The sequence below is a fragment of the Pseudomonas sp. A-1 genome (assembly GCF_004801855.1).
In the GTDB taxonomy this organism is placed as follows: domain Bacteria; phylum Pseudomonadota; class Gammaproteobacteria; order Pseudomonadales; family Pseudomonadaceae; genus Geopseudomonas.
In genome coordinates this window covers 33744-54469 of the sequence record NZ_SSTC01000001.1, presented here as the reverse complement: position 1 = coordinate 54469, position 20726 = coordinate 33744, and the positions used below count along the sequence as shown (strand labels likewise).

Annotated in this window: 23 protein-coding genes; 17 read left to right on the top strand and 6 right to left on the bottom strand. The window is 66.0% G+C overall.

Annotated elements, in window-relative coordinates:
* Positions 1-17: 17 nt before the first annotated feature.
* The 8 genes from asnB to E5198_RS00210 all read left to right on the top strand — a co-directional run bounded on the left by asnB (position 18) and on the right by E5198_RS00210 (position 9305).
* Entirely contained in the window at positions 18-1817 is a 1800-nt protein-coding gene (asnB, locus tag E5198_RS00245) for an asparagine synthase (glutamine-hydrolyzing) (protein ID WP_168772450.1), read from the top strand.
* Between the two features lie 60 nt (positions 1818-1877).
* Positions 1878-2588 carry a WecB/TagA/CpsF family glycosyltransferase gene (locus E5198_RS00240; RefSeq protein WP_305956024.1) on the top strand — a complete coding sequence of 237 codons (711 nt, stop codon included), beginning with the start codon at positions 1878-1880 and terminating at the stop codon, positions 2586-2588.
* 3 nt (positions 2589-2591) lie between these two features.
* Complete coding sequence (gene galE, locus E5198_RS00235) at positions 2592-3614, top strand: UDP-glucose 4-epimerase GalE (RefSeq protein ID WP_256658916.1); 1023 nt, start codon at positions 2592-2594, stop codon at positions 3612-3614.
* A gap of 214 nt (positions 3615-3828) precedes the next feature.
* Positions 3829-4638: a nucleotidyltransferase domain-containing protein gene (locus tag E5198_RS21790; protein ID WP_218569019.1), complete on the top strand. Its 810-nt coding sequence runs from the start codon at positions 3829-3831 to the stop codon at positions 4636-4638.
* 145 nt (positions 4639-4783) lie between these two features.
* A complete protein-coding gene (galU, locus tag E5198_RS00225; RefSeq protein WP_136488005.1) occupies positions 4784-5617 on the top strand; it encodes a UTP--glucose-1-phosphate uridylyltransferase GalU in 834 nt (277 codons plus the stop codon).
* A gap of 221 nt (positions 5618-5838) precedes the next feature.
* A complete protein-coding gene (locus E5198_RS00220; protein ID WP_136488004.1) occupies positions 5839-7215 on the top strand; it encodes a phosphomannomutase CpsG in 1377 nt (458 codons plus the stop codon).
* Between the two features lie 145 nt (positions 7216-7360).
* Complete coding sequence (locus E5198_RS00215) at positions 7361-8920, top strand: ATP-binding protein (RefSeq protein ID WP_136488003.1); 1560 nt, start codon at positions 7361-7363, stop codon at positions 8918-8920.
* 49 nt (positions 8921-8969) lie between these two features.
* Complete coding sequence (locus E5198_RS00210) at positions 8970-9305, top strand: VanZ family protein (protein ID WP_136488002.1); 336 nt, start codon at positions 8970-8972, stop codon at positions 9303-9305.
* 13 nt (positions 9306-9318) lie between these two features.
* Here the strand turns inward: E5198_RS00210 and E5198_RS00205 are convergent, their stop codons facing one another.
* Complete coding sequence (locus tag E5198_RS00205; RefSeq protein ID WP_136488001.1) at positions 9319-10674, bottom strand: O-antigen ligase; 1356 nt, start codon at positions 10672-10674, stop codon at positions 9319-9321.
* A gap of 112 nt (positions 10675-10786) precedes the next feature.
* Between E5198_RS00205 and E5198_RS00200 the strand changes: the two genes are divergently transcribed.
* The 3 genes from E5198_RS00200 to E5198_RS00190 all read left to right on the top strand — a co-directional run bounded on the left by E5198_RS00200 (position 10787) and on the right by E5198_RS00190 (position 12241).
* The gene (locus E5198_RS00200) at positions 10787-11143 is read left to right on the top strand and encodes a VanZ family protein (protein WP_136488000.1); all 357 of its coding nucleotides are present in this window, start codon (positions 10787-10789) and stop codon (positions 11141-11143) included.
* A 151-nt stretch (positions 11144-11294) separates the two neighbouring features.
* Positions 11295-11690: a group II truncated hemoglobin gene (locus E5198_RS00195; protein WP_136487999.1), complete on the top strand. Its 396-nt coding sequence runs from the start codon at positions 11295-11297 to the stop codon at positions 11688-11690.
* A gap of 218 nt (positions 11691-11908) precedes the next feature.
* Entirely contained in the window at positions 11909-12241 is a 333-nt protein-coding gene (locus E5198_RS00190) for a hypothetical protein (protein WP_136487998.1), read from the top strand.
* Between the two features lie 88 nt (positions 12242-12329).
* Here the strand turns inward: E5198_RS00190 and E5198_RS00185 are convergent, their stop codons facing one another.
* A complete protein-coding gene (locus tag E5198_RS00185; protein WP_136487997.1) occupies positions 12330-13499 on the bottom strand; it encodes a p-hydroxyphenylacetate 3-hydroxylase oxygenase component in 1170 nt (389 codons plus the stop codon).
* 506 nt (positions 13500-14005) lie between these two features.
* Between E5198_RS00185 and msrB the strand changes: the two genes are divergently transcribed.
* Both msrB and msrA read left to right on the top strand, forming a co-directional pair.
* The gene (gene msrB, locus E5198_RS00180) at positions 14006-14524 is read left to right on the top strand and encodes a peptide-methionine (R)-S-oxide reductase MsrB (protein ID WP_136487996.1); all 519 of its coding nucleotides are present in this window, start codon (positions 14006-14008) and stop codon (positions 14522-14524) included.
* 2 nt (positions 14525-14526) lie between these two features.
* The gene (gene msrA, locus E5198_RS00175; protein ID WP_136487995.1) at positions 14527-15162 is read left to right on the top strand and encodes a peptide-methionine (S)-S-oxide reductase MsrA; all 636 of its coding nucleotides are present in this window, start codon (positions 14527-14529) and stop codon (positions 15160-15162) included.
* A 4-nt stretch (positions 15163-15166) separates the two neighbouring features.
* Here the strand turns inward: msrA and E5198_RS00170 are convergent, their stop codons facing one another.
* Positions 15167-16003, bottom strand: a complete 837-nt coding sequence (locus E5198_RS00170; protein WP_136488051.1) for a S1 RNA-binding domain-containing protein — start codon at positions 16001-16003, stop codon at positions 15167-15169.
* A gap of 409 nt (positions 16004-16412) precedes the next feature.
* Between E5198_RS00170 and E5198_RS00165 the strand changes: the two genes are divergently transcribed.
* The 4 genes from E5198_RS00165 to E5198_RS00150 all read left to right on the top strand — a co-directional run bounded on the left by E5198_RS00165 (position 16413) and on the right by E5198_RS00150 (position 18773).
* Positions 16413-16622 (top strand): cold-shock protein, encoded by a 210-nt coding sequence (locus E5198_RS00165; protein WP_090347369.1) that lies wholly within the window; start codon positions 16413-16415, stop codon positions 16620-16622.
* A 97-nt stretch (positions 16623-16719) separates the two neighbouring features.
* Complete coding sequence (locus tag E5198_RS00160; protein ID WP_136487994.1) at positions 16720-17727, top strand: MsnO8 family LLM class oxidoreductase; 1008 nt, start codon at positions 16720-16722, stop codon at positions 17725-17727.
* Between the two features lie 145 nt (positions 17728-17872).
* On the top strand, positions 17873-18058 hold the full coding sequence (locus E5198_RS00155) for a hypothetical protein (protein WP_136487993.1): 186 nt from the start codon (positions 17873-17875) through the stop codon (positions 18056-18058).
* A 4-nt stretch (positions 18059-18062) separates the two neighbouring features.
* Positions 18063-18773, top strand: coding sequence for an rRNA pseudouridine synthase (locus E5198_RS00150; RefSeq protein WP_136487992.1), 711 nt, complete (start codon positions 18063-18065; stop codon positions 18771-18773).
* A 48-nt stretch (positions 18774-18821) separates the two neighbouring features.
* Here E5198_RS00150 and E5198_RS00145 read toward each other — a convergent pair whose 3' ends face one another.
* From E5198_RS00145 to E5198_RS00135, 3 genes are read right to left on the bottom strand one after another with little or no spacing between them, the layout of a single operon-like run.
* On the bottom strand, positions 18822-19973 hold the full coding sequence (locus E5198_RS00145; protein WP_136487991.1) for a PQQ-dependent sugar dehydrogenase: 1152 nt from the start codon (positions 19971-19973) through the stop codon (positions 18822-18824).
* 14 nt (positions 19974-19987) lie between these two features.
* Positions 19988-20350 (bottom strand): DUF488 domain-containing protein, encoded by a 363-nt coding sequence (locus E5198_RS00140; RefSeq protein ID WP_136487990.1) that lies wholly within the window; start codon positions 20348-20350, stop codon positions 19988-19990.
* A 55-nt stretch (positions 20351-20405) separates the two neighbouring features.
* Positions 20406-20726 carry a hypothetical protein gene (locus E5198_RS00135; RefSeq protein ID WP_136487989.1) on the bottom strand — a complete coding sequence of 107 codons (321 nt, stop codon included), beginning with the start codon at positions 20724-20726 and terminating at the stop codon, positions 20406-20408.

Sequence of the window (20726 nt, the reverse complement as noted above, 5' to 3'; positions counted from 1 at the left end):
CGATTAACGAGACAGCATTGTCTTCGCTGCAACACCGCGGGCCTGATGGGCATGGACTTGAAGTCGTTAACTGTGCCAACCGAACCGTGCGGTTGGCACATGCACGGTTATCGATCCTTGATCTTTCCCCTGCGGGACACCAGCCAATGCAAAGCCGGGACAGGCGTTGGTGGGTAACGTTCAATGGTGAAATCTACAACCATCTTGAGCTGCGAAAAATGTTACCTGGCCCGTTTCGTGGGCACTCTGATACGGAAACGCTGGTCGAGCTGATCGCAGCTCACGGGGTGGCATCAGCTCTGCGTCGACTGAATGGCATGTTTGCCTTTGCCGCCTTGGATACCTTGAAGGGCAAGCTGTTCCTGGCCCGCGATCCTTTTGGTATTAAACCCCTGTACTTTGTTAACACCGATGAAAAGCTGGTGTTTGCCTCCGAAGTGCGTGCCGTCAAGTCAGCACTGCAATCCGCCGGCCTTCCTGCTCCAGGCCTCGACCGCTCGGTCTTGCAGCAATTTCTCACGCTCAGATATACACCATCCCCTTTTACGCTTTGGCAGGGTGTGGAGCGGTTGGCTCCAGGTCATTTACTCAGTTTTGATCTGAATTCAGGTACTAGTAGCCAGACCTGTTTTGTTCAGGCAACGAGTGAGCGTTTTACTGGAACCATGGAAGAGGCTATAGAGACCTATCAAAGTAAGCTTTCTCAAGCTGTCGAGCGGCAATTGCTGTCCGATGTACCAGTCGGCATCCTGCTCTCAGGAGGAATCGACTCGGCACTGGTCGCGGCCATGGCCAAGGGTGCGGGGATATTGGCTCCCTGCTTCACGGTCGGCTTTGGTGGCGGACACCGGGAGTGTGAGATTGATGATGCTGCTCACACCGCGAGAGTCTTAGGGCTTCCGTTCAATAAGGTTCTTATTACCCCGGAACATCTCAGGTCGTCTTTACCATCCATAGTAAAGAGCATCGAGGAGCCGTTGGGGACAACTTCGGTGATGCCCATGTGGGAGTTGGTCAGGCGCGCGCGTGAAGATGTAACCGTAGTATTGACTGGCCAAGGTACCGATGAGCCTTGGGGGGGCTATTACCGTTATCAGGTAGAACTGCTTCGCAACATTGTGGGCTGGCCTGCATTGTGGCGGGCTGGTGGGGCAATGCTGTCTTTCTGGAAAAGAAAGCCAGAGGCTCTGGAAAGAGGGTTTCGCTCACTGTCGGCGGGCGAATCCGTCAGCCAGATCATCGAGGCGGCGTGTTTGTTCACTGCTGCGGAACGAGAGACTCTGACGGGACTGACCGATGATGGCGGGGCATCTGAGCAGCTAGGGCACTGGCTGCAATGGTTGGCTCCAGCACCTTGCCTGAGCGGTGCTGAGAGGATGATGCGTGTGGATACGCGCATGAACCTGGCCGATGACTTGTTGCTGTATGCGGATAAGATATCCATGGCCGCATCCCTGGAAGCTCGGGTGCCGATGCTCGATACCGATTTGGTTCAGTTTGTAGAATCCTTACCTATCGAGTACCGCTTGCGCTGGGGCAAGGGCAAGATTGTCCACAAGGCCATGGCGGAGCGCTATTTGCCTGCAGATATCGTTCATCGCCCCAAGAAAGGCTTTCAAGTGCCTTTCGGTACTTGGTCGCGCAATGAGTGGCGAGCCTGGCTTGAGCCCCTTCTGCTGGAGGGGTTGGATGGGCTGTTGCGTAGAGAGGGGGTCGAGCGTCTCTGGCGACAACATTTGGCCTGTAAACCTGATCGAAGCCGGCAGGTTTTTGCTTTGATGATGCTTGCGCTTTGGCGTCAAGAGCATGGTTTTTAAGTGGGGGGGATTCTGATGCGACGGATTGAAGTTATGGGCTGCCCGATGGATGTGGCCAGCATGGGCGAAACCGTCGAAAGCATACGCAAGGCCGTGATTGCCGGGCGTTTCACCCAGCATGTGGTGGTCAACGTCGCCAAGCTGGTACACATGCGCGACGACGCCCAGCTGCGGGAGTCGGTCGAGTCGTGCGACATCATCAATATCGACGGTATGGGCGTGGTGGCCGGCGCGCGCTTCCTCGGCCATGACGTGCGCGAGCGCGTTGCCGGCGTCGATCTGTTCCATGAGCTGCTGGCCATGAGTGCCCGCGAGGGACTGTCGGTCTATCTGCTCGGCGCGCAGGACGAAGTGGTCACCGCCACCGCGCGTAAGGTCGAGGCGCTCTATCCGGGCCTGCAGATCGCCGGCTATCACCACGGCTACTTCTGGGGCGACGAGGCGGCGATGGTCGAGAAGATCCGCACCTCTGGTGCCCAGCTACTGTTCGTCGCCATCACCTCGCCAAAGAAGGAAAACTTCATCAACCGCTGGCGCGACCAGCTGGGCGTAACCTTCGTGATGGGCGTGGGCGGCACCTTCGACGTGGTCGCCGGCAAGGTCAAACGGGCACCGCTGTGGATGCAGAAATGGGGCCTGGAGTGGCTGTATCGGGTGATCCAGGAGCCGGGCCGCATGTGGAAGCGTTATCTGACGACCAACAGCAAGTTCGCCTGGTTGCTGCTCAAGGGAAAATTCGCCCAGTTGACGGGCAAACGTGCAGGGAGCTGATCCGTGACTGAAAAGATCCTGGTTACCGGAGGCGCCGGCTACATCGGCTCGCATACCACCCTGGCCCTGCTGGAAGCCGGCTTCGAGGTGGTGGTGCTGGACAACCTGAGCAACAGCTCGGCCGAGTCGCTGCATCGCGTCGAGCGCATCTGCGGCAAGGCGCCGCTGTTCGTCGAAGGCGATATCCGCGACCACGTCCTGCTGAACCGACTGTTCGGAGCGCATGACATCACCGCCGTGCTGCACTTCGCCGGCCTCAAGGCGGTCGGCGAGAGCGTGCGCGAGCCACTGGCCTACTACGAGAACAACGTCGCCGGCAGCGTGACGCTGTGTCAGGCGATGGCCCGCGCCGGAGTGTTCCGCCTGGTATTCAGCTCGTCAGCCACCGTTTACGGCGAGCCGGAGCGGATGCCGATCCGCGAGGACTTCCCCACAGGAACGCCGACCAATCCCTACGGCCGTTCCAAGCTGATGGTCGAGGAGGTGCTGGGCGACCTGGCGAAGTCCGACCCGCGCTGGAGCATCGCCCTGCTGCGCTACTTCAACCCGGTCGGTGCCCATGAGAGCGGGCTGATCGGCGAGGATCCCAACGGCATCCCCAACAACCTGCTGCCCTACATCGCCCAGGTGGCCATCGGCAAGCTCGCGGAGCTGTCGATATTTGGCGACGACTACCCGACCCGCGACGGCACCGGGGTGCGCGACTACATCCATGTGGTCGATCTCGCCGACGGCCACCTCAAGGCGCTGCGGTCGATCTCTGACGGGAACGGCGTACACGTCTGGAATCTCGGCACCGGCACCGGCTACAGCGTGCTGGAGATGCTCCGCGCCTTCGAGAAAGCTTCCGGCCGGCCAGTGGCCTACCGCATCGCCCCGCGCCGCGCCGGCGACATCGCCGAGTGCTGGGCCGATCCGGGCAAGGCCGCGCACGAGCTGGGCTGGAGGGCCGAGCGTGGCATCGAGGCGATGATGGCGGATACCTGGCGCTGGCAGGTGGGGAATCCGCGGGGGTATGGGGAGTAAGCTACGGCTTCGCTACCGCTCCCGTAGCGGCCACCCCAGCCAGGGGCGAAGCTGCCACCCACTTGCCGCGCCTTCGGCACGGGTCGCGAGTGAATTCGCTCCTACCCGCCATACACACGTAGGAGCATGCATTGGGTATGGTGCGCGGCGTGAATCGCTGCAGCCGTGGCTATACTGCCCGCCTCTACTAACTCTCGGTACTGAGCTCTACTCCATGCACCTTGCACAACCCCACGCCGAAACCATCGTCAAGCTGGCCCGTGAGCAGTTCGGGCCTGAGGTGCGGGTCTGGCTATTCGGCTCGCGAACCGATGACAGCAAGCGAGGTGGCGATATCGACTTGCTGGTCGTGGTCGGCCATGCCTTGGACAATCGGATGCTCGCGGCTGCCAGGTTCGATGCCGCATTGCAAATGGCGCTGGGCGCACAAAAGTTCGATGTACTGCTGCTCGACCCCTCCAGCGAGCCTCAACCGATCCATGCCATTGCCCGGACAGAAGGTATCGAATTGACCACCGCCGCGCAAAACCCGGAACAACTGCGACTACTCAACTTGCTGGAAGTGGTACGGCGTGAAGCCGTCTGGCTATTGCGTGCGGAAAAGCGCCTGTTCGCCTATCCGCTAGACACAGCATGGTTTGCCGGTCTCGAGCATGATGATGCGGCGTCGGAAACGCTGGAAGCCTTCGTTTCGCGCTTCGCCAGGCTGCAGGAAAACCTCGGCGACAAACTGATTCCGGCCTGCCTGCGCGCCTTGGCAGAGCGGACGGGCAGCGCGCTGGACAATCTCAACCGCGCGGAAAAGCTCGGCCTGCTGTGGTCGACCCAGGACTGGTTGGCGGCACGCACGCTGCGCAATCGCATGGTGCATGAGTATCAACCGGCACCCGAGGATCTGCTGCAGGCCCTGCAGGCGGCGCGCCAACTGGTGCCGCACTTCGTGGCCACCTACAACGCGATCAACCGGCGGCTGGCCTCCAGCCTGGGGATTGGCGAAGACTGGCCAGACTGCGTCGCCCAGTAAGTCCCGCTCTCCGTGGGCGTGGTGACGCTACGCACAAGCCGGCTGGCCTCAAACGCTGGTCGCTTTCCAACCGCGCGGCTGTGCTACGCGGCGCGCTCTTGCATGGCGCAGCAATGCGCTATTTTTCCAAACCAAGGATGAACTCATGATCCGCAAATGCCTGTTCCCCGCCGCCGGCTACGGCACCCGCTTCCTGCCGGCCACCAAGGCGATGCCCAAGGAAATGCTCCCCATCGTCAACAAGCCGCTGATCCAGTACGCGGTCGAGGAAGCCCGCGATGCCGGGCTGCAGCACATGGCCATCGTCACCGGCCGCGGCAAGCGCGCACTGGAGGACCACTTCGACATCAGCTACGAGCTTGAGCATCAGATCAAGGGTACCGACAAGGAGAAGTACCTGGCCGGCACCCGCGAACTGATCGACGAGTGCACCTTCTCCTACACCCGCCAGGTGGAGATGAAGGGCCTCGGCCATGCGATCCTCTGCGGCCAGCCGTTGATCGGCGACGAGCCGTTCGCCGTGGTGCTGGCCGACGATCTGTGCCTCAACCTCGGCGGTGACGGCGTGCTGGAGCAGATGGTCAAGCTGTACAAGCAGTTCCGCTGCTCGATCGTCGCCATCCAGGAAGTACCGCGCGACCAGACCCACAAGTACGGGGTGATCGCCGGCGAACTGATCCGCAACGACATCTACCGGGTCAACACCATGGTGGAGAAACCCAGGCCGGAGGACGCGCCGTCCAACCTGGCGATCATCGGCCGCTACATCCTCACCCCGGACATCTTCGACCTGATCGCCGACACCGAGCCGGGCAAGGGTGGCGAGATCCAGATCACCGACGCGCTGATGAAGCAGGCGCAGAGCGGTTGCGTGCTGGCCTACAAGTTCAAGGGCCAGCGCTTCGACTGCGGCAGCGCCGAGGGCTACGTCGAGGCGACCAACTACTGCTTCGACAACCTGTATCTGAAGGGGCTTTGAGCGTCGGTCTCCGCAGGGACACGCCCCCTCGGTTACGCCCCTCCCGAGGTACCCAGGTCGCCGCGCGGCGCCGCTTTCAGGCGCAACGGCGGCCATCGCCACACAGCCCCCACAGCCCTGCAACCGCCCGCGAAATTCTCGTGCAGCAATCTCCTGTACTGCCGGATAATCCCGCGCCCGATCATTCCCCCATGCGGCAGGAAGCCGCCGAATCGACGCTAATGACGAAACTGACCTGCTTCAAAGCCTACGACATCCGCGGCCAGCTGGGCCGCGAGCTGAACGAAGACATCGCCTATCGCATCGCCCGCGCTTATGCCGAATGGCTGAAGCCGCAGACCGTGGTGCTCGGCGGCGACATCCGCGAGACCTCTCCGGTCCTCAAGGCGGCCCTGGCCCGCGGCCTCACCGAGGCCGGCGTCAAGGTGCTCGACCTGGGCATGACCGGCACCGAGGAAGTGTATTTCGCCACCTGGCACCTGGGCGCCGATGGCGGCATCGAAGTCACCGCCTCGCACAATCCGATCGACTACAACGGCTTCAAGCTGGTGCGCGAGTGCTCGCAGCCGATCAGCCGCGACACCGGCCTGGAAGACATCCGTCTGCTCGCCGAGAAGGCCGAGTTCGCCGCCCCGGCCGCGCAGCCGGGCGAGCTGCAGCAGGTCAACTGCCGCCCCGCCTACGTCGAGCACCTGCTGTCCTACATCGACTGCGGCGCACTCAAGCCGCTGAAGCTGGTGGTCAACGCCGGCAACGGCGCAGCCGGCCCGGCGCTGGACGCCATCGAGGCAGCCCTGCAGGCGCGCGGCGTGCCTTTCGAGTTCATCAAGGTCAACCACACGCCGGACGGCAGCTTCCCCAACGGCATCCCCAACCCGATGCTGGAGAATAACCGCGCCGCCACCCGCGATGCGGTGCTGGCCCACGGTGCCGATCTGGGCATCGCCTGGGACGGCGACTTCGACCGCTGCTTCCTGTTCGACGAGCAGGGCCAGTTCATCGAGGGCTACTACATCGTCGGCCTGCTCGCCGAGGCCTTCCTGCGCAAGGAAGCCGGCGCACGCATCATCCACGACCCGCGCCTGACCTGGAACACCCTGGCCCTCGTCGAGCACAACGGCGGCGAGGCGGTGCAGTGCAAGGCCGGGCACGCCTTCATCAAGCAGAAGATGCGCGAGGTCGACGCCATCTACGGCGGCGAGATGAGCGCGCACCACTACTTCCGCGACTTCGCCTACTGCGACAGCGGCATGATCCCCTGGCTGCTGGTGGCCGAGCTGATGTGCAGCCGCGGCCAGTCGCTGTCCAGCCTGGTCGGCGAATGCATCGCCGCCTTCCCCTCCTCCGGCGAGATCAACCGCAAGGTGGCCGACGCCGCCGAGGTGATCCAGCGCGTCGAGTCCGTCTACGCCACCGACGGCGCCGCGCTGGACTACACCGATGGCCTCAGCGTGGCCTTCGCCGACTGGCGCTTCAACCTGCGCGCCTCGAACACCGAGCCGGTGATCCGCCTCAACGTGGAAAGCCGCGGCGATAGCGCGCTGATGCAGGCCAGGACCACCGAACTGCTGGAGCTGATCGGCGGCGAGCCGGGCTGACGGCCACACACTCGCCGCGCAGACGCATGGCCGCTGGCAGCAGGACAACCGCTGCCGGCGGCCATTGCGTTTGCGGCCAGGCGCTCGGCCGGACCTGCGCGAAGGGCTACAATCGCGACAATCGCTTCCTGCCCCGGTCTTGATCATGCAACGCAAGAAACTGCCCATCGGCATCCAGACCTTCCGCGAGATCCGCGAGGAGGGCTATTACTACGTCGACAAGACCGCGATAGCACTGCAACTGATCGACGAGGGCAAGTACTACTTCCTCTCCCGCCCGCGCCGCTTCGGCAAGAGCCTGTTCATCGATACCCTGGCCGAACTGTTCGCCGGCAACGAGCCGCTGTTTCGCGGCCTGGCGGCGCATGACCAGTGGGACTGGAGCCGGCGCCATCCGGTGATCCGCATCAGCTTCGGGGGCGGCGTGCTGACCAGCCTGGCCGCGCTGGAGCAGCGTAGCCGCGAACTGCTGCAGGAGCAGCAGGAGCGCCTGGGGATCGTCTGCCGCAGCCAGTCGCTGGCTGGCATCCTCGCCGAACTGATCCGCCACGCCTGCACCGCGGCCGGCGAGCGGGTGGTGGTGCTGGTCGACGAGTACGACAAGCCGATCCTCGACAACCTCGGCCGCCCGGAGATTGCCCGCGAGATCCGCGACGAGCTGCGCAACCTGTATTCGGTGATCAAGGACAGCGACGCCCATATCCGCTTCGCCATGCTCACCGGCGTGTCCAAGTTCAGCAAGGTCAGCCTGTTCTCCGGGCTGAACAACCTCAACGACATCACCATCGATGGCCGCTATTCGGCGATCTGCGGTTATACCGACGCCGATGTGGACCAGGTGTTCGCACCGGAGCTGCCGGGACTGGATCGCGACGAGATCCGCGTCTGGTACAACGGCTACAACTGGACCGGCGAGTCGGTCTACAACCCCTTCGACCTGCTGCTGCTGTTCCAGAAGCGCGAGTTCCGCCCGTTCTGGTTCGAGACGGGCACGCCGACCTTTCTGGTCGACCTGCTCACCCAGCGGCAGACCTTCACCCCGGATCTGGAGCAGATGGTGGCGCTGGAGTCGCTGCTGTCGAGCTTCGATGTCGACCACATCCCGACCGAGGCGCTGATGTTCCAGGCGGGCTACCTGACCATCGACTCGGTGCGCCGCCTGCCGGGCCTGATGCAGATGCGCCTGCGCTACCCCAACCAGGAAGTGCGCAGCAGCCTGAACGGGGCTCTGCTGCAGGCCTGGTCGGACGATCCGGCGCGCCACGGCATCCATGTGCCGCAGCTGTACGATCTGCTGCTGGCCAACGATTTCGCTGGTCTGCAGGCGCTGTTCAGCGCCTTCTTCGCCAGCATTCCCCACGACTGGTACCGCAACAACCCCATCGCCCAGTACGAGGGTTACTACGCCAGCGTGTTCTACAGTCACTTCGCCGCGCTGGGCCTTGATATCCGCCTGGAGGACTCCACCAACCGCGGGCGCATCGACATGGCTGTACTGTTCAACGGCAACGTCTACCTGTTCGAATTCAAGGTGGTCGAGCTGGTGCCCGAGGGCCATGCTTTGGAGCAGCTCAGGGCGCGCGGCTACGCCGACAAGTACCGCGCCCGCGGCGAGCCCATCCACCTGATCGGCGTGGAATTCTGCCGCGACAGCCGCAGCGTGGTGGGCTTTGCCACGCAGACCCTGCAGTCCGGATGCGCATAGCCGTGCGCATGCCGCCCCTCACGAAGGGTATATCCGCTTGAGACTAATTTTGTTCGCAAGCTGCTGCCTGGCGCTTGCCTATGGCCTGTTCCGCCCGGAATCGCCGCCGCAGCTGTTCGATGAGTCGGACAAGGTCCTGCACCTGCTGGCCTTCGCCTGCCTGGCGCTGACCGCCCGGCAGGCCTTCCAGCGGCTGCCGGGCTGGCTGTTGTGGCTCCTCCTGCTGGCCCTGGCACCCTCGCTGGAGTGGCTGCAGCACTACCTGCAACCCGCCCGCCAGTTCAGCGCGCTGGACATCGCCGCCAACCTGATGGGGGTGGGGTTGGCCTGGCTGGTCTGGCGCGGCACGCAGGCCGTGTGCCGGCGACTCGCCCCTTCGTCCTAGGCCACTCCCCGGCTCATTCGAGCGCTGCGGAGCGGCGCCGCGGATTGCTGTGCTGGTTGGCCAGCACGGCGATGGCGCAGAGCACCACCAGGGTCGCGGCATTGGCCGGGATCTGCAGGTTGAAGTCGGTCAGCGAGTGGATGGCCAGGGCGACTATGCCCATCGCCGCGCCGAAACCCACCCCGCTGCGGTACAGCGACTCGCGCCGCCACAGCGCCTGCAGCGCCCGCCACAGCGCCAGCAGCACGAAGGCCAGCAGCGGCAGGCAGCCGAGCACGCCATACTCGATGAAGAACTGCAGGTAGTCGTTGTGCGCATGGTCGAAGTGCAGGCGGATGTCCTCTCCCGGGTATTTGGGGAACACCGACTCGAAGCTGCCCGCACCCTGGCCGGTCAGCGGCCGGTCCTGGGCCAGCGGGATGGCGTAGAGGAACACGTCGTCGCGCACCTCGTTGGCCTGCTGCACCACTTCGCCATCCACCACCACGTCGGTCAGCCGGGTATTCAGCACACGGTCCTTGAGTCGCTCCAGGCCGAAGTACTGGCTGATCACCAGCACGTCGATGACCAGGATGCTGGCCAGGATCAGGCCGTTGCGCAGACGGTTGCCCTTGTCGCGCAGGACGAACACACCACCGACGAGCATCAGCGCCGTGAAGAAGGCCGCATTGCCACCGCGCGAGTGGGTCATCACCAGGGCGATCACCATGATCACCAGTGCCAGGCGCAGCCGCGCCTTGGGCCCCATGAGCATCTCCAGCAGGTTGAGCCAGCGGAACGGCCGACCGTCCCGCAGCGCCAGCAGGAGACCGATGCCGCACGCCAGGGTGAGTTCCAGATAGCCCGCCAGGTGATTGCGGTTGACGTAGGTGCCGGTGGCATCGCCGGTATAGCTGGTCTTGGCCGTGAGCAGGTGCCACTCGATGCCCGACAGGGTCATGAAGGCGCCGTGGAAGGCCTGGAAGGTGCCGCTGATCACCACGACGCTGAGCAGCAGGGTCAGGCGCCGGCGGGTATGGAACAGGCTGACGACCATCAGGAACAGCAGGCTGTAGGCGAGGCCGAGCAGCAGATACTGGATAGTGGCGCCGACGTCGACCGTCAGCCCGCCGAGCCACTGCACTGCCACCCAGGCCTGGCTCGACAGCAACAAAGCGAACATCGGCAGTGCCGGCCGGAAGGCCCTGCCCGCCGGCAGGATATTGCGCAGGCTGGCGAATCCCCAGATGCCGGAGAGCAAGCCGACCAGCGCGACGAACAGCCCCATCGCCCACTCGCGATTGCTGCCCAGCGGCAGCGGCAGCCACACCAGCAGGATCAGGATCGAGGCGACCAGGACGCGCTCGAGGCGATTGGAATTCTGAAGCATTGTGCGGGATCATCCGTACGCGGCGGCCGGCTCGTTCGCCGACCTGCCAGGGTCTGAGAAAGGCACGGCAGTATAAGGAACATCCCTTCCTCCACCAACCGACTGGTACACGATGCTCTTCCGTATTCCCCGCGCGCTCTGGATCCTGGCCTTCGCCGTCTGCACGGCGAGCGTGCTGGTCCTGGCGCTGATGAAGAATCCTTCGGCAATGTTCAGCACCGGCTGGGACAAGGGCAATCATGTCCTGGCCTTCGCCGTGCTCACCTTCCTCGGGCGCATGGCCTTTCCCGGACAGCGCCTGCTCCTGCTGCTCGGCCTGCTGGGCTATGGCGTGCTGATCGAGAACCTGCAGCTGATGACCGGCTACCGCTTCGGCGAATACCAGGATCTGCTGGCGGACGTGACCGGCATGCTGATCGGCTATCTGCTGGCGGTGCCCATGACCCGCAGGCTGCCGGCGCAGCAGTAGCTGCCTCGATCGCCCGCCAGGGACATCCGCGCGCAACCAGGGCGCGGGCGCTCCGCGGCGGCATGCCGGCCACTGATCTGGGTCAAATCCCCAGCACGGCACTCAGGCACCATCGGCTCCGTCCACAAGAACAACCCGGCGGAGTCGTGCCATGAACCATACCCCCTACCAACTGCTCGGCGGCAAGGAAGGCGTGCGCCGCCTGTGCGATGCCTTCTACGACTGCATGGATCAGTTGCCGGAGGCGGCGGACATCCGGCGCATGCACGGCGAGGACCTGTCGGGGATCCGCCTGAAGCTGTTCGAGTTCCTCTCCGGCTGGCTGGGCGGGCCGCCCCTGTATGCGCAGAAGTACGGCAGCATCTGCATGACCGGCCCGCACCGCCCGTACGCCATCGGCCCGAAGGAGCGCGACCAGTGGCTGCTGTGCATGAACCGGGCGCTGGAGCGGGTCGGCGCCAGCGACGAGGTCAAGGCGATGCTCGAGCGGCCGATGCATGCCATCGCCGACATGATCCGCAACCGCGAGAGCTCCGCGAGCGCCTGAGCCGCGGATCGCCCCGAAACCCCGCCCAGCCTGGCTGCGCGGGGTTTTCTTTGGCCGAAGAAACGCGACTGTCACGGAAAATTCATCGAACTGCAGGCTTTTTCACGACTTGCATCAACAAAACCCTGCATGGCGTTGCCTAGTCTGGACTCGTCAGTCGCCGCTGCCCGCTGGCGGGCCGCACGACACGAGATGCCAACGACCAGGAAGGTACGCCCATGCACATTCGCACCCTCGCCCCCCTCTCCCTCCTGCTGGCGGCCCTGGCCGGCTCGGCCGTGGCCGGCAATGTCGTCGAGGGCACCTACGACATGACCACCGAGGCCATGGGCGTGAAGGTCCGCAGCACGACCGTCGAGCTGACCCCGGAGTACATCCGCGAGGGCGACAACAAGCTGGCCATCGCCGAATGGGTCCACCGCGATGGCTACGTCACCGCCCGCGACGGCAAGGGCAATACCCTGCTGCACGCCCGCGTCGAGGACGGCGGCGACACCCTGATCCAGCAGATCGAAGGCATCGGCACCGCCACCTTCACCCGCATCGACTGAACCTTGGGCGGCACCACCCGCGGGTGGCGCAGGCAAGCAAAAGGGGGATTGCCTTGCGGCAATCCCCCTTTGTTCATTGCGGAGCGACTCAGACCATGCTCGGGTCCGGCTCCAGGCCCATCAGCTCGCGGCCGAGGATCTGCGCGCAGACGTCGTAGTCGGTGTAGGCGTGCGCGCCGGTCATGTGCGAGTCGCGGAACAGGCGCTGGATCTCGCTGTTCTCGAACCAGCTGGTGGCGCCGGCGGCCTCGAACAGGCGGTCGACGGCGGCGATGCACATCTTCACCGCGTAGGCCTGGTTGGTGCGCCAGTAGGCCAGCTTCTCGCGGCTCGGGTACTCGTGGCGCTCGCCGTACTCGGCGTGCTCTTCCCAGGTCTTCTCGAGGAAGGCGCGGGCGGCGGCGACCTGGTGGGTCGACTCGGCCAGGCGCATCAGCGCCGGGGTGGCGGCGCCGACGGCGGCGCCGGTGTAGGCGCGCACGCGGTTCTTCTGCTTCTCCTTGAACGCGGTGAGCATGCGCTCGGCGACGCCCAGGCTGATGGCGGCGAAGCCGCAGGCGAAGTACGGGCGGTACGGGGTATAGAAGATCTTGCTGTCCGGGTACAGACCGAAGCCGGCGGACTTGCCTTCCATCATGTCCTTGGCCGCCTGGATGCGGTGGTTGGGGATGAAGGCGTTCTTGATCACCAGGGTCTTCGAGCCGCTGCTGCGCATGCCGACCGAGAACCAGTCGTCGCGGATCTCGTAGTCGCTGCGCGGCAGCACGCCGAAGCTGTACACCAGCTCGCCCTCGGCGTTCTTGCGGCGCATGCCGACGATGGCCCACTCGGCGTGGTCGCAGCCGCTGCTCCAGCCCATCTCGCCGCTGAGCAGCACGCCGCCCTCGGCTTCCTCGATGGTGCTGAACGGCGCGATGCTGCTGCTGGCGGTGGCATCGGGGTTGTCAGCCCAGATCTCGTCCTGCAGCTGCTTGGGGAACATGGCCAACTGGTGGCTGTGGGTGCACAGCAGGCTGAAGGCCCAGGCGGTGCCGCCGCAGGCGCCGGCCAGCGCGGCCACGCAGTCGGTGAATTCCGGCAGGGATATTTCCAGACCGCCGTAGGCCTTGGGCTGGAAGGCGCGGTGCATGCCGATGCTCTTCAGCAGAGCGATGTTCTCGTCCGGGACCTTGCGCTCGAGCTCCGCACGGGCGGCGTTGGCTGCGATGGCCGGCAGGATGGTTTGCAGTTTCTCGAGAAGGGGGTTCGCTCTTTTCATGGCTGTCTGTCTATACCGGTCGATACTTATTGTGTCTGCCGCCACCTGCGGGTCGCGGCAAATGCCCAACTGCCAGGATCAATTCAGTCTGGTCGATCCGCAGGCACTCTGCCTGCATGCTTCCAGCAATCCGGGGCGCATTATGTGATGGCATCGACGGTGACAGAATGCACCTTTCATAGACAAGATTGCATTTTTCATGGAACCGCCCGGCACCTGCCGGCCCTTCGACCACGCCGCGGGGCAGGTGGAAACCTCTGCGATCCCGCCGCAAGCAGCTGATTTCGCACGAGATGGTTGCAGGGCTGCGCATCCGGCCAGGCGCTGACGAGCCTCCTCCCGGGATGGCTTGCACAAATCACGGCGAGCGTCGTGCTGCCGGGCGAATCTCGGCCCGGTCGGCGACCGTCCATCGGCAGCCGAGGATGCCGCCGGCCCGCAAGCGGGAACGGCGCCGCGCCAGGCTGTCTAATATTTGCACAGAGCATCCTCCCGGAGGTGTCGCCATGCATCGCCGCCATCTGCTGCGGGCCATCGCCCTGCTGCCCGCCTGGGCACTGCTGGAGCGCGGCATCCGCCCGGCGCGGGCAACGCCCCTCGCCACGGTTGCCCGGCTGGACAAGCCGCCCGAGGAGTGGCGTGCCCTGCTGCCGCCGGCAGCCTGGCGCGTGCTGTTCGAGGAGGACACCGAGCCGGCCGGCAGCAGCCCGCTGAACGACGAACACCGCGACGGCACCTTCGTCTGCGCCGCCTGCTACCTGCCGCTGTTCGACAGCCGCCACAAGTACGACAGCGGCACCGGCTGGCCGAGCTTCACCCAGCCGCTCGACCTCGCGCACATCGGCCGCCGGCGCGACTTCAGGCTGTTCTGGCCGCGCAGCGAATACCACTGCGCGCGCTGCGGCGGGCATCAGGGGCATGTGTTCGACGACGGCCCGCCGCCGCGCGGCGAGCGCTGGTGCAACAACGGCCTGGCGCTGCACTTCGTGCCGCGCGAGGAACCCCTGCCGGAGCTGAGGAGCTGAGCATGCGCAGACAGGCCAGAGTGGGGCTGCGCGCCCTGCTGACGGGAGCCGTCCTGCTCGGCGCCCTGTCGCTGGCGAGCGCAGGCGAGACGCCCACGGCGACGCCCGAGGCGGGCGCCACGGCGATCTTCGCCGGCGGCTGCTTCTGGTGTCTGGAAGCGGATTTCGACAAGGTGCCGGGAGTGCTGTCCACCACCTCGGGCTATACCGGCGGCACGCTGGCCAACCCGAGCTACGAGCAGGTCTCGACCGGCGGCAGCGGCCATCTGGAAGCGGTGCTGGTGCGCTACGACCCGACGCGGACCAGCTACGCCAGGCTTCTGGATGCCTTCTGGCCGAACATCGACCCGCTGACCGCCACCGGCCAGTTCTGCGACATCGGCGCGCAGTACCGCAGCGCGATCTTCTATGCCGACGCCGAGCAGCGACGTCAGGCCGAGGCCTCCAGGGCGGCGCTGCAGGCCTCCGCGCGCTTCGACCGGCCCATCGTCACCGAGATCCTCCCCGCCGGCACCTTCTATCCGGCCGAGGAATACCACCAGGACTACGCGCGTCGCAATCCGCTGCGCTACCACTTCTACCGCAGCCGCTGCGGCCGCGACGCCCGCCTGCAGGAGCTGTGGGGCTCGTCACGGTGAGGGCTCAGCGCAGCTCGATGCCCTGCTCGTGGATGACGATCAGGCCCTGCTTGTACAGGCCGCCGATGGCCTTCTTGAAGTTGCCCTTGCTCACCCCGAACAGGCGGGCGATTTCCTCCGGCGGGCTCTTGTCGGAGAGCGCCAGGCGGCCGCCGGCCGCACGCAGCTGGGCGAGGATCTGCTCGCCCAGCTGGTCGCCCGCCTGGCGGCCGACCGGCTGCAGGCTCAGGCTGATCTTGCCGTCGGCGCGCACTTCCTTGATGTAGCCGGTTTCCTGCATGCCGCTGCGGAGGAACTTGAACAGCTCGTTCTTGTGGATCAGCCCCCAGTGCTTGCCGTCGACGATGGCCTTGAAGCCCAGGTCGGTGCGCTCGACCACCAGCAGGTCGACGGCCTGGCCGCTCTGGTAGCTGGCCGGGGCGTTGTCCAGGTAGCGGTCCAGACGCGCGGTGGCGGTGATCCGCCGGGTGCGCGGGTCGAGGTAGACGTGCACCACGACGTAGTCGCCGACCTGCAGCGGGCGCTTCTCCTCGGAATGCGGCAGGAACAGGTCCTTGGGCAGCCCCCAGTCGAGGAACAGGCCGACGTGGTTGATCGCCACCACCTTGAGGCTGGCGAAACCGCCGACCTGCACCTTCGGCTTCTGCGTGGTGGCGATGATGCGGTCCTCGCTGTCCAGGTAGACGAACACGTTGAGCCAGTCGCCGATCTCGCTCGGTTCGCCCTTGGGCACGTAGCGCCTGGGCAGGAGGATTTCGCCATCCGGACCGCCGTCCAGATAGAGGCCGAAGTCGGTGTGCTTGACCACCTGCAGAGAATTGAACCGCCCGATCAGTGCCATGTCGCGTACCTTGATTGCCAGGGCGGGCATTCTAGCCGAGTTCGCCGGCCCGATCGTGCCCGCCCGACGCCCAGATGCAGCGTTTTTCCCGACAGGCGCCACAGGTTACCCGCCACCGCCGACACCCCATGACAAGCCATTGATTTTCAAGGAAATAACCAGGTTATTGAGGCTGTTTCCAGACGCCGCCGGACGACTCTCAGACAAAAGGCTAGGTCCGCGCCTGCAGAAAGGATTTGCACCCGGACGCATTACCGCGTAGGGTGCTTCGCACTGTGTTGCTTGTGTCATCGTAATCGACTGATTCAGATCTTGATCCAATCAAACCTCGGTTTTACTGGCTCCTTGCACTCAGTTCCGACTCCGGGCAGTTCCGGCGTCGTAGTCAACACCGTCCAAGGAGACAATCATGTCCAACCGTCAAACCGGCACCGTCAAGTGGTTCAACGATGAGAAGGGCTTCGGCTTCATCACCCCGCAGAGCGGTCCGGACGTGTTCGTGCACTTCCGCGCCATCAAGGCCGACGGCTTCAAGACCCTGAAGGAAGGCCAAGCCGTTTCCTTCCTGGTCGTCCAGGGCCAGAAAGGCCTGCAGGCCGACGAAGTCCAGATCATCTGATCCGGCTTCCCGCCTCGCCAAAAGCCCCGCCCCGTGCGGGGCTTTTGCTTTTCCGGCTCTTTTGCCGCGCACCACCGATTTCCGCGAGAGACCTGCCATGTCGCTGAAACTCACCATCGTCGACCAGACGCCCGTCCACGGCGACCGCCCGGTCCGCGAGGCGCCCAACAGCTCGGTCGAGCTGGCCCGCGCCTGCGACGAGCTGGGCTACCACCGCTACTGGCTGGCCGAGCACCACAACAGCATCCAGTTCGCCAACCCCTGCCCGGAGATCATGGTCGCCCGCGTGGCCAGCGCCACCCGCAACATGCGCATCGGCAGCGGCGGCGTGATGCTCACCCACTACAGCCCGTACAAGGTGGCCGAGGTGTTCCGCATGCTCGCCAGCCTGTTCCCCGAGCGCATCGACCTCGGCATCGGCCGCGCCCCGGGCGGCACCCCGCTGGCCTCCGCCGCCCTCGCGGCCCCCTACGAGCAGCTCGAGGAAGATACCTTCCCGCAGCAGGCCGCCGAGCTGTGCGCCTTCCTGCGCAACGAGTATCCCGAGCGTCATCCCTACAGCCGCCTGCGCTGCCTGCCGGACAACGACCCGGCGCCGCAGCTGTGGATGCTCGGCTCCGGCGGCGGCAGCTCGTCGCTGGCCGGCTACCTGGGCATGGGCCTGTCGGTGGCCAAGTTCATCGCCCCGCAGGCCTGCTCGCCGGCGATCTTCGCCAACTACGAGCGCCACTTCCGCGAGGCCGGGCACGAGCACAAGCCCGCGCGCATGCTGGCGCTGGCGGTGATCTGCGCCGAGACCGAGGAAGAAGCCAGGCGCATCGCCAGCACCGCCGCCTGGCGCAAGATGATGACCGGCCGCGGCGCCCGCGAGCCGCTGCTCAGCCCCGAGGAGATCGACCAGCGTCGCCGCCAGCTCAGCCCCGGCGACCTGGCCGAGCTGGACGCCACCCGCGACGCCATGGTGGTCGGCACCCCGGAGCAGTGCTGGGAACAGTTCCACGCCCACGCCCGCGACTACCAGCTCGACGAACTGGGCCTGGTCACCGTGACCCACAGCTTCGCCGACCGCCTGAACAGCTACCGCCTGCTGGCAGCGGCGCGCTGAGCCCGACCGGCGGACGGCGCACGCTGCAGCCGTTCGCCGGCGGATGTTCGGGCAATGTTTTGCGGATCCCGGCATGTTGCGCAAAAAATGAGCGCCGATCCGTGTATAATGGGCGGCCTTTTTCGCTTCAGGCAGGAGACTCCTCATGCAAAGCAAACCCGGCTCATCCAAGCAGAAGACCGTCCCCGTCCCCTCCGCCGAAGCCCGCCGCCAGCTCGAAGAGCAGATGGCCGCCTTCCTGAAGGCCGGCGGCGAAGTCCAGCAGATCCCCCGCGGCGTCAGCGGCCAGACCTACGGCAGCTCGCGCCAGATCACCATCAGCAAGAAGTGACCCCATGACCGATCCCGTCCGCCTGTCCAAGCGCCTCGCCGAACTGCTGCCCTGCTCGCGCCGCGAGGCCGAGCTGTACATCGAGGGCGGCTGGGTGGCGGTCGACGGGCAGGTGGTCGAGGAACCGCAGTTCAAGGTGACGGGACAGGCCATCGCCCTGCTCCCCGGCGCCCGCGCCGAATCCCAGCCGCCGGCGACCCTGCTGCTGCACAAGCCGGCCGGCGTGAGCTGCGAGCAGGCCAGCGAACTGCTCGGCGCCGCCAGCCGCGCCGCGGACGATGCCTCCGGGATGCGTCTGCTCAGGCGCCACCTGCAGCGCCTCAGCGTGCCGCTGGCACTGGAGCCGGAAGCCTCCGGCCTGCTGGTGCTGACCCAGAACTGGGGCGTGATCCGCAAGCTGACCGACGACTTCAGCAAGATCGAGCAGGAATACATCGTCGAGGTCGCCGGCACTCTCGAACCGCAGCAGCTCGCCCAGCTCAATCACGGCCTGAGCTATCAGGGCCGGGCGCTGGCACCGTGCAAGGTCAGCTGGCAGAGCGAGACCCGCCTGCGCTTCGCCCTCAAGGCACCGCAGCCGGGACAGATCGCCCATGTCTGCCGCAGCGTCGGCCTGCAGGTTCTGGGCATCCGCCGCATCCGCATCGGCCGGCTGGCCATGGGCAAGCTGCCATCGGGGCAGTGGCGCTACCTGGGCGCCAGCGAACGCTTCTGACAGTACGCCGAGCAGGCGTGCGCCACCCGATCAGCCGCCCCGCCAGGCCTACGGCTGCGCCAGCCCCAGGCGCAGCAGCTTGCCATCGCGCTCGTCGGTGAGCACATACACCCAGCCATCGGGCCCCACCCGCACGTCGCGGATACGCTTGTCCAGGGGCTCCAGCAGACGCTCCTCGCCCACCACCCGGTCGCCATCGAGGCTCAGGCGGATCAGCGCCTGCTGGGCCAGCGCGCCGATGAACAGGCTGTGCCGCCAGGCCGGGAAGCGCTCGGCGTCGTAGAAGGCCATGCCGCTGAGCGCCGGCGACTTCTTCCAGACGTGGTGCGGCGGCTCGGTGCCCGGCACCCTCTCGCCCTCGGCCTCGGGGATCGGCAGCAGGCTGTAGTTGATGCCGTGGGTTGCCCGCGGCCAGCCGTAGTTGCGTCCCGGCTGCGGGATGTTGATCTCGTCGCCGCCGCGCGGCCCATGCTCGTGGATCCATAGCCGGCCGGTCCACGGGTTGAGCGCCGCGCCCTGCGGGTTGCGGTGGCCGTAGGACCAGATCTCCGCCCGCGCGCCCGCACGGCCGACGAAGGGATTGTCCGCCGGAATGCGCCCGTCCGGGTGCAGGCGCACCATCTTGCCCTGCAGCTTGTCGAGGTCCTGGGCGGTGGCGCGCTGGTTGTTCTCGCCGAGGGTGACGAACAGGTAGCCGGCACGGTCGAACACCAGCCGCGAGCCGAAGTGCACGCCACTGGACAGCTTGGGCTGCTGGCGGAAGATCACCTGGAAGTCCTCCAGTGCCCCGAGATCGACGGACAGCCGGCCGCGACCGACCGCGGTGCCGGCCAGCCCGTCCACGCCGCGCTCGGCGTAGCTCAGGTAGACCAGGCGATCCGTGGCGAACTGCGGCGACAGGGCGATGTCGAGCAGGCCGCCCTGCCCCTGGGCGAACACCGCCGGCACTCCGGCCAGCGGTGCCGACAACTCGCCCGCGGCGCTCACCCGGCGCAGCCGGCCGGGGCGCTCGGTGACCAGCATGCCCTGGCCGTCCGGCAGGAAGGCCAGCGCCCAGGGATGCTCTAGGCCGCCGGCGACCTCCGCCAGCACCAGCGGGCCATGCTCGCTGTCCGGCAGCGGAGCGGCCTGCGCGGTCTCCAGCAGCGCGACCAGCCACAGCGCTCCGGCGGCGCGCAGGATGGATGCACGAACACTCATCGAACCTCTCCCTGTCAGGGGGCGGGGGCGGCCAGCCGCTCGGCAAGAAACTCGGCCAGCACCTGCGCATTGTTGAACCGCTCGTCGTGGGCGGCGTACAGCAGGGTCAGGGTGCCGGAGCGCGCCCGCTCCAGCAGCGGTTGCCAGAGCGCCGGCGCAGCCGCCAGCTCGGCCCGGTAGGCCGCGCGGAAGGCGTCGAAATGCTGCGGCTCGTGGGCGAAGGCGCGGCGCACGCCGTCCGAAGGTGCCAGCTCGCGCAGCCAGGCATCCAGCGCCAGTTCGGCCTTGCGACAGCCGCGCGGCCACAGCCGGTCGACCAGAACCCGATAGCCGTCATCCGCCGCCGCCGGCTGATAGACCCGCTTGCAGACGATCACCGCGCCACCCTCCCGCTCCTGCTGGTCCGGGCAAGGATAGACCAGCGCGCGGGGTTCACTCGGCCTGCGGCGTCTCCTGGCCCATGCAGCGCACGGCGCGCTTCTTGTTGTCGACCAGCACGCCGGTCAGGCCCTTCTGGTTGATGTCGAACAGCACCAGCACGCCGTCGATGCACTGGGCGACCTGGTCGGCCGGCTTGAGCGACACCTTGTAGTCCTCGCCGGGGATGGTCTTGAGCATGGTGTAGTCGCTCAGCAGCAGCGCGTCCTCGGGCTTGGCGATGTGCAGGTAGCCGTAGTAGCCGAGCACGGCGACCGTGCCGGCGACGCTGCCGATGGCGGTGAGGATCAGGGGGATGGGATTGCGCTCGCTCAT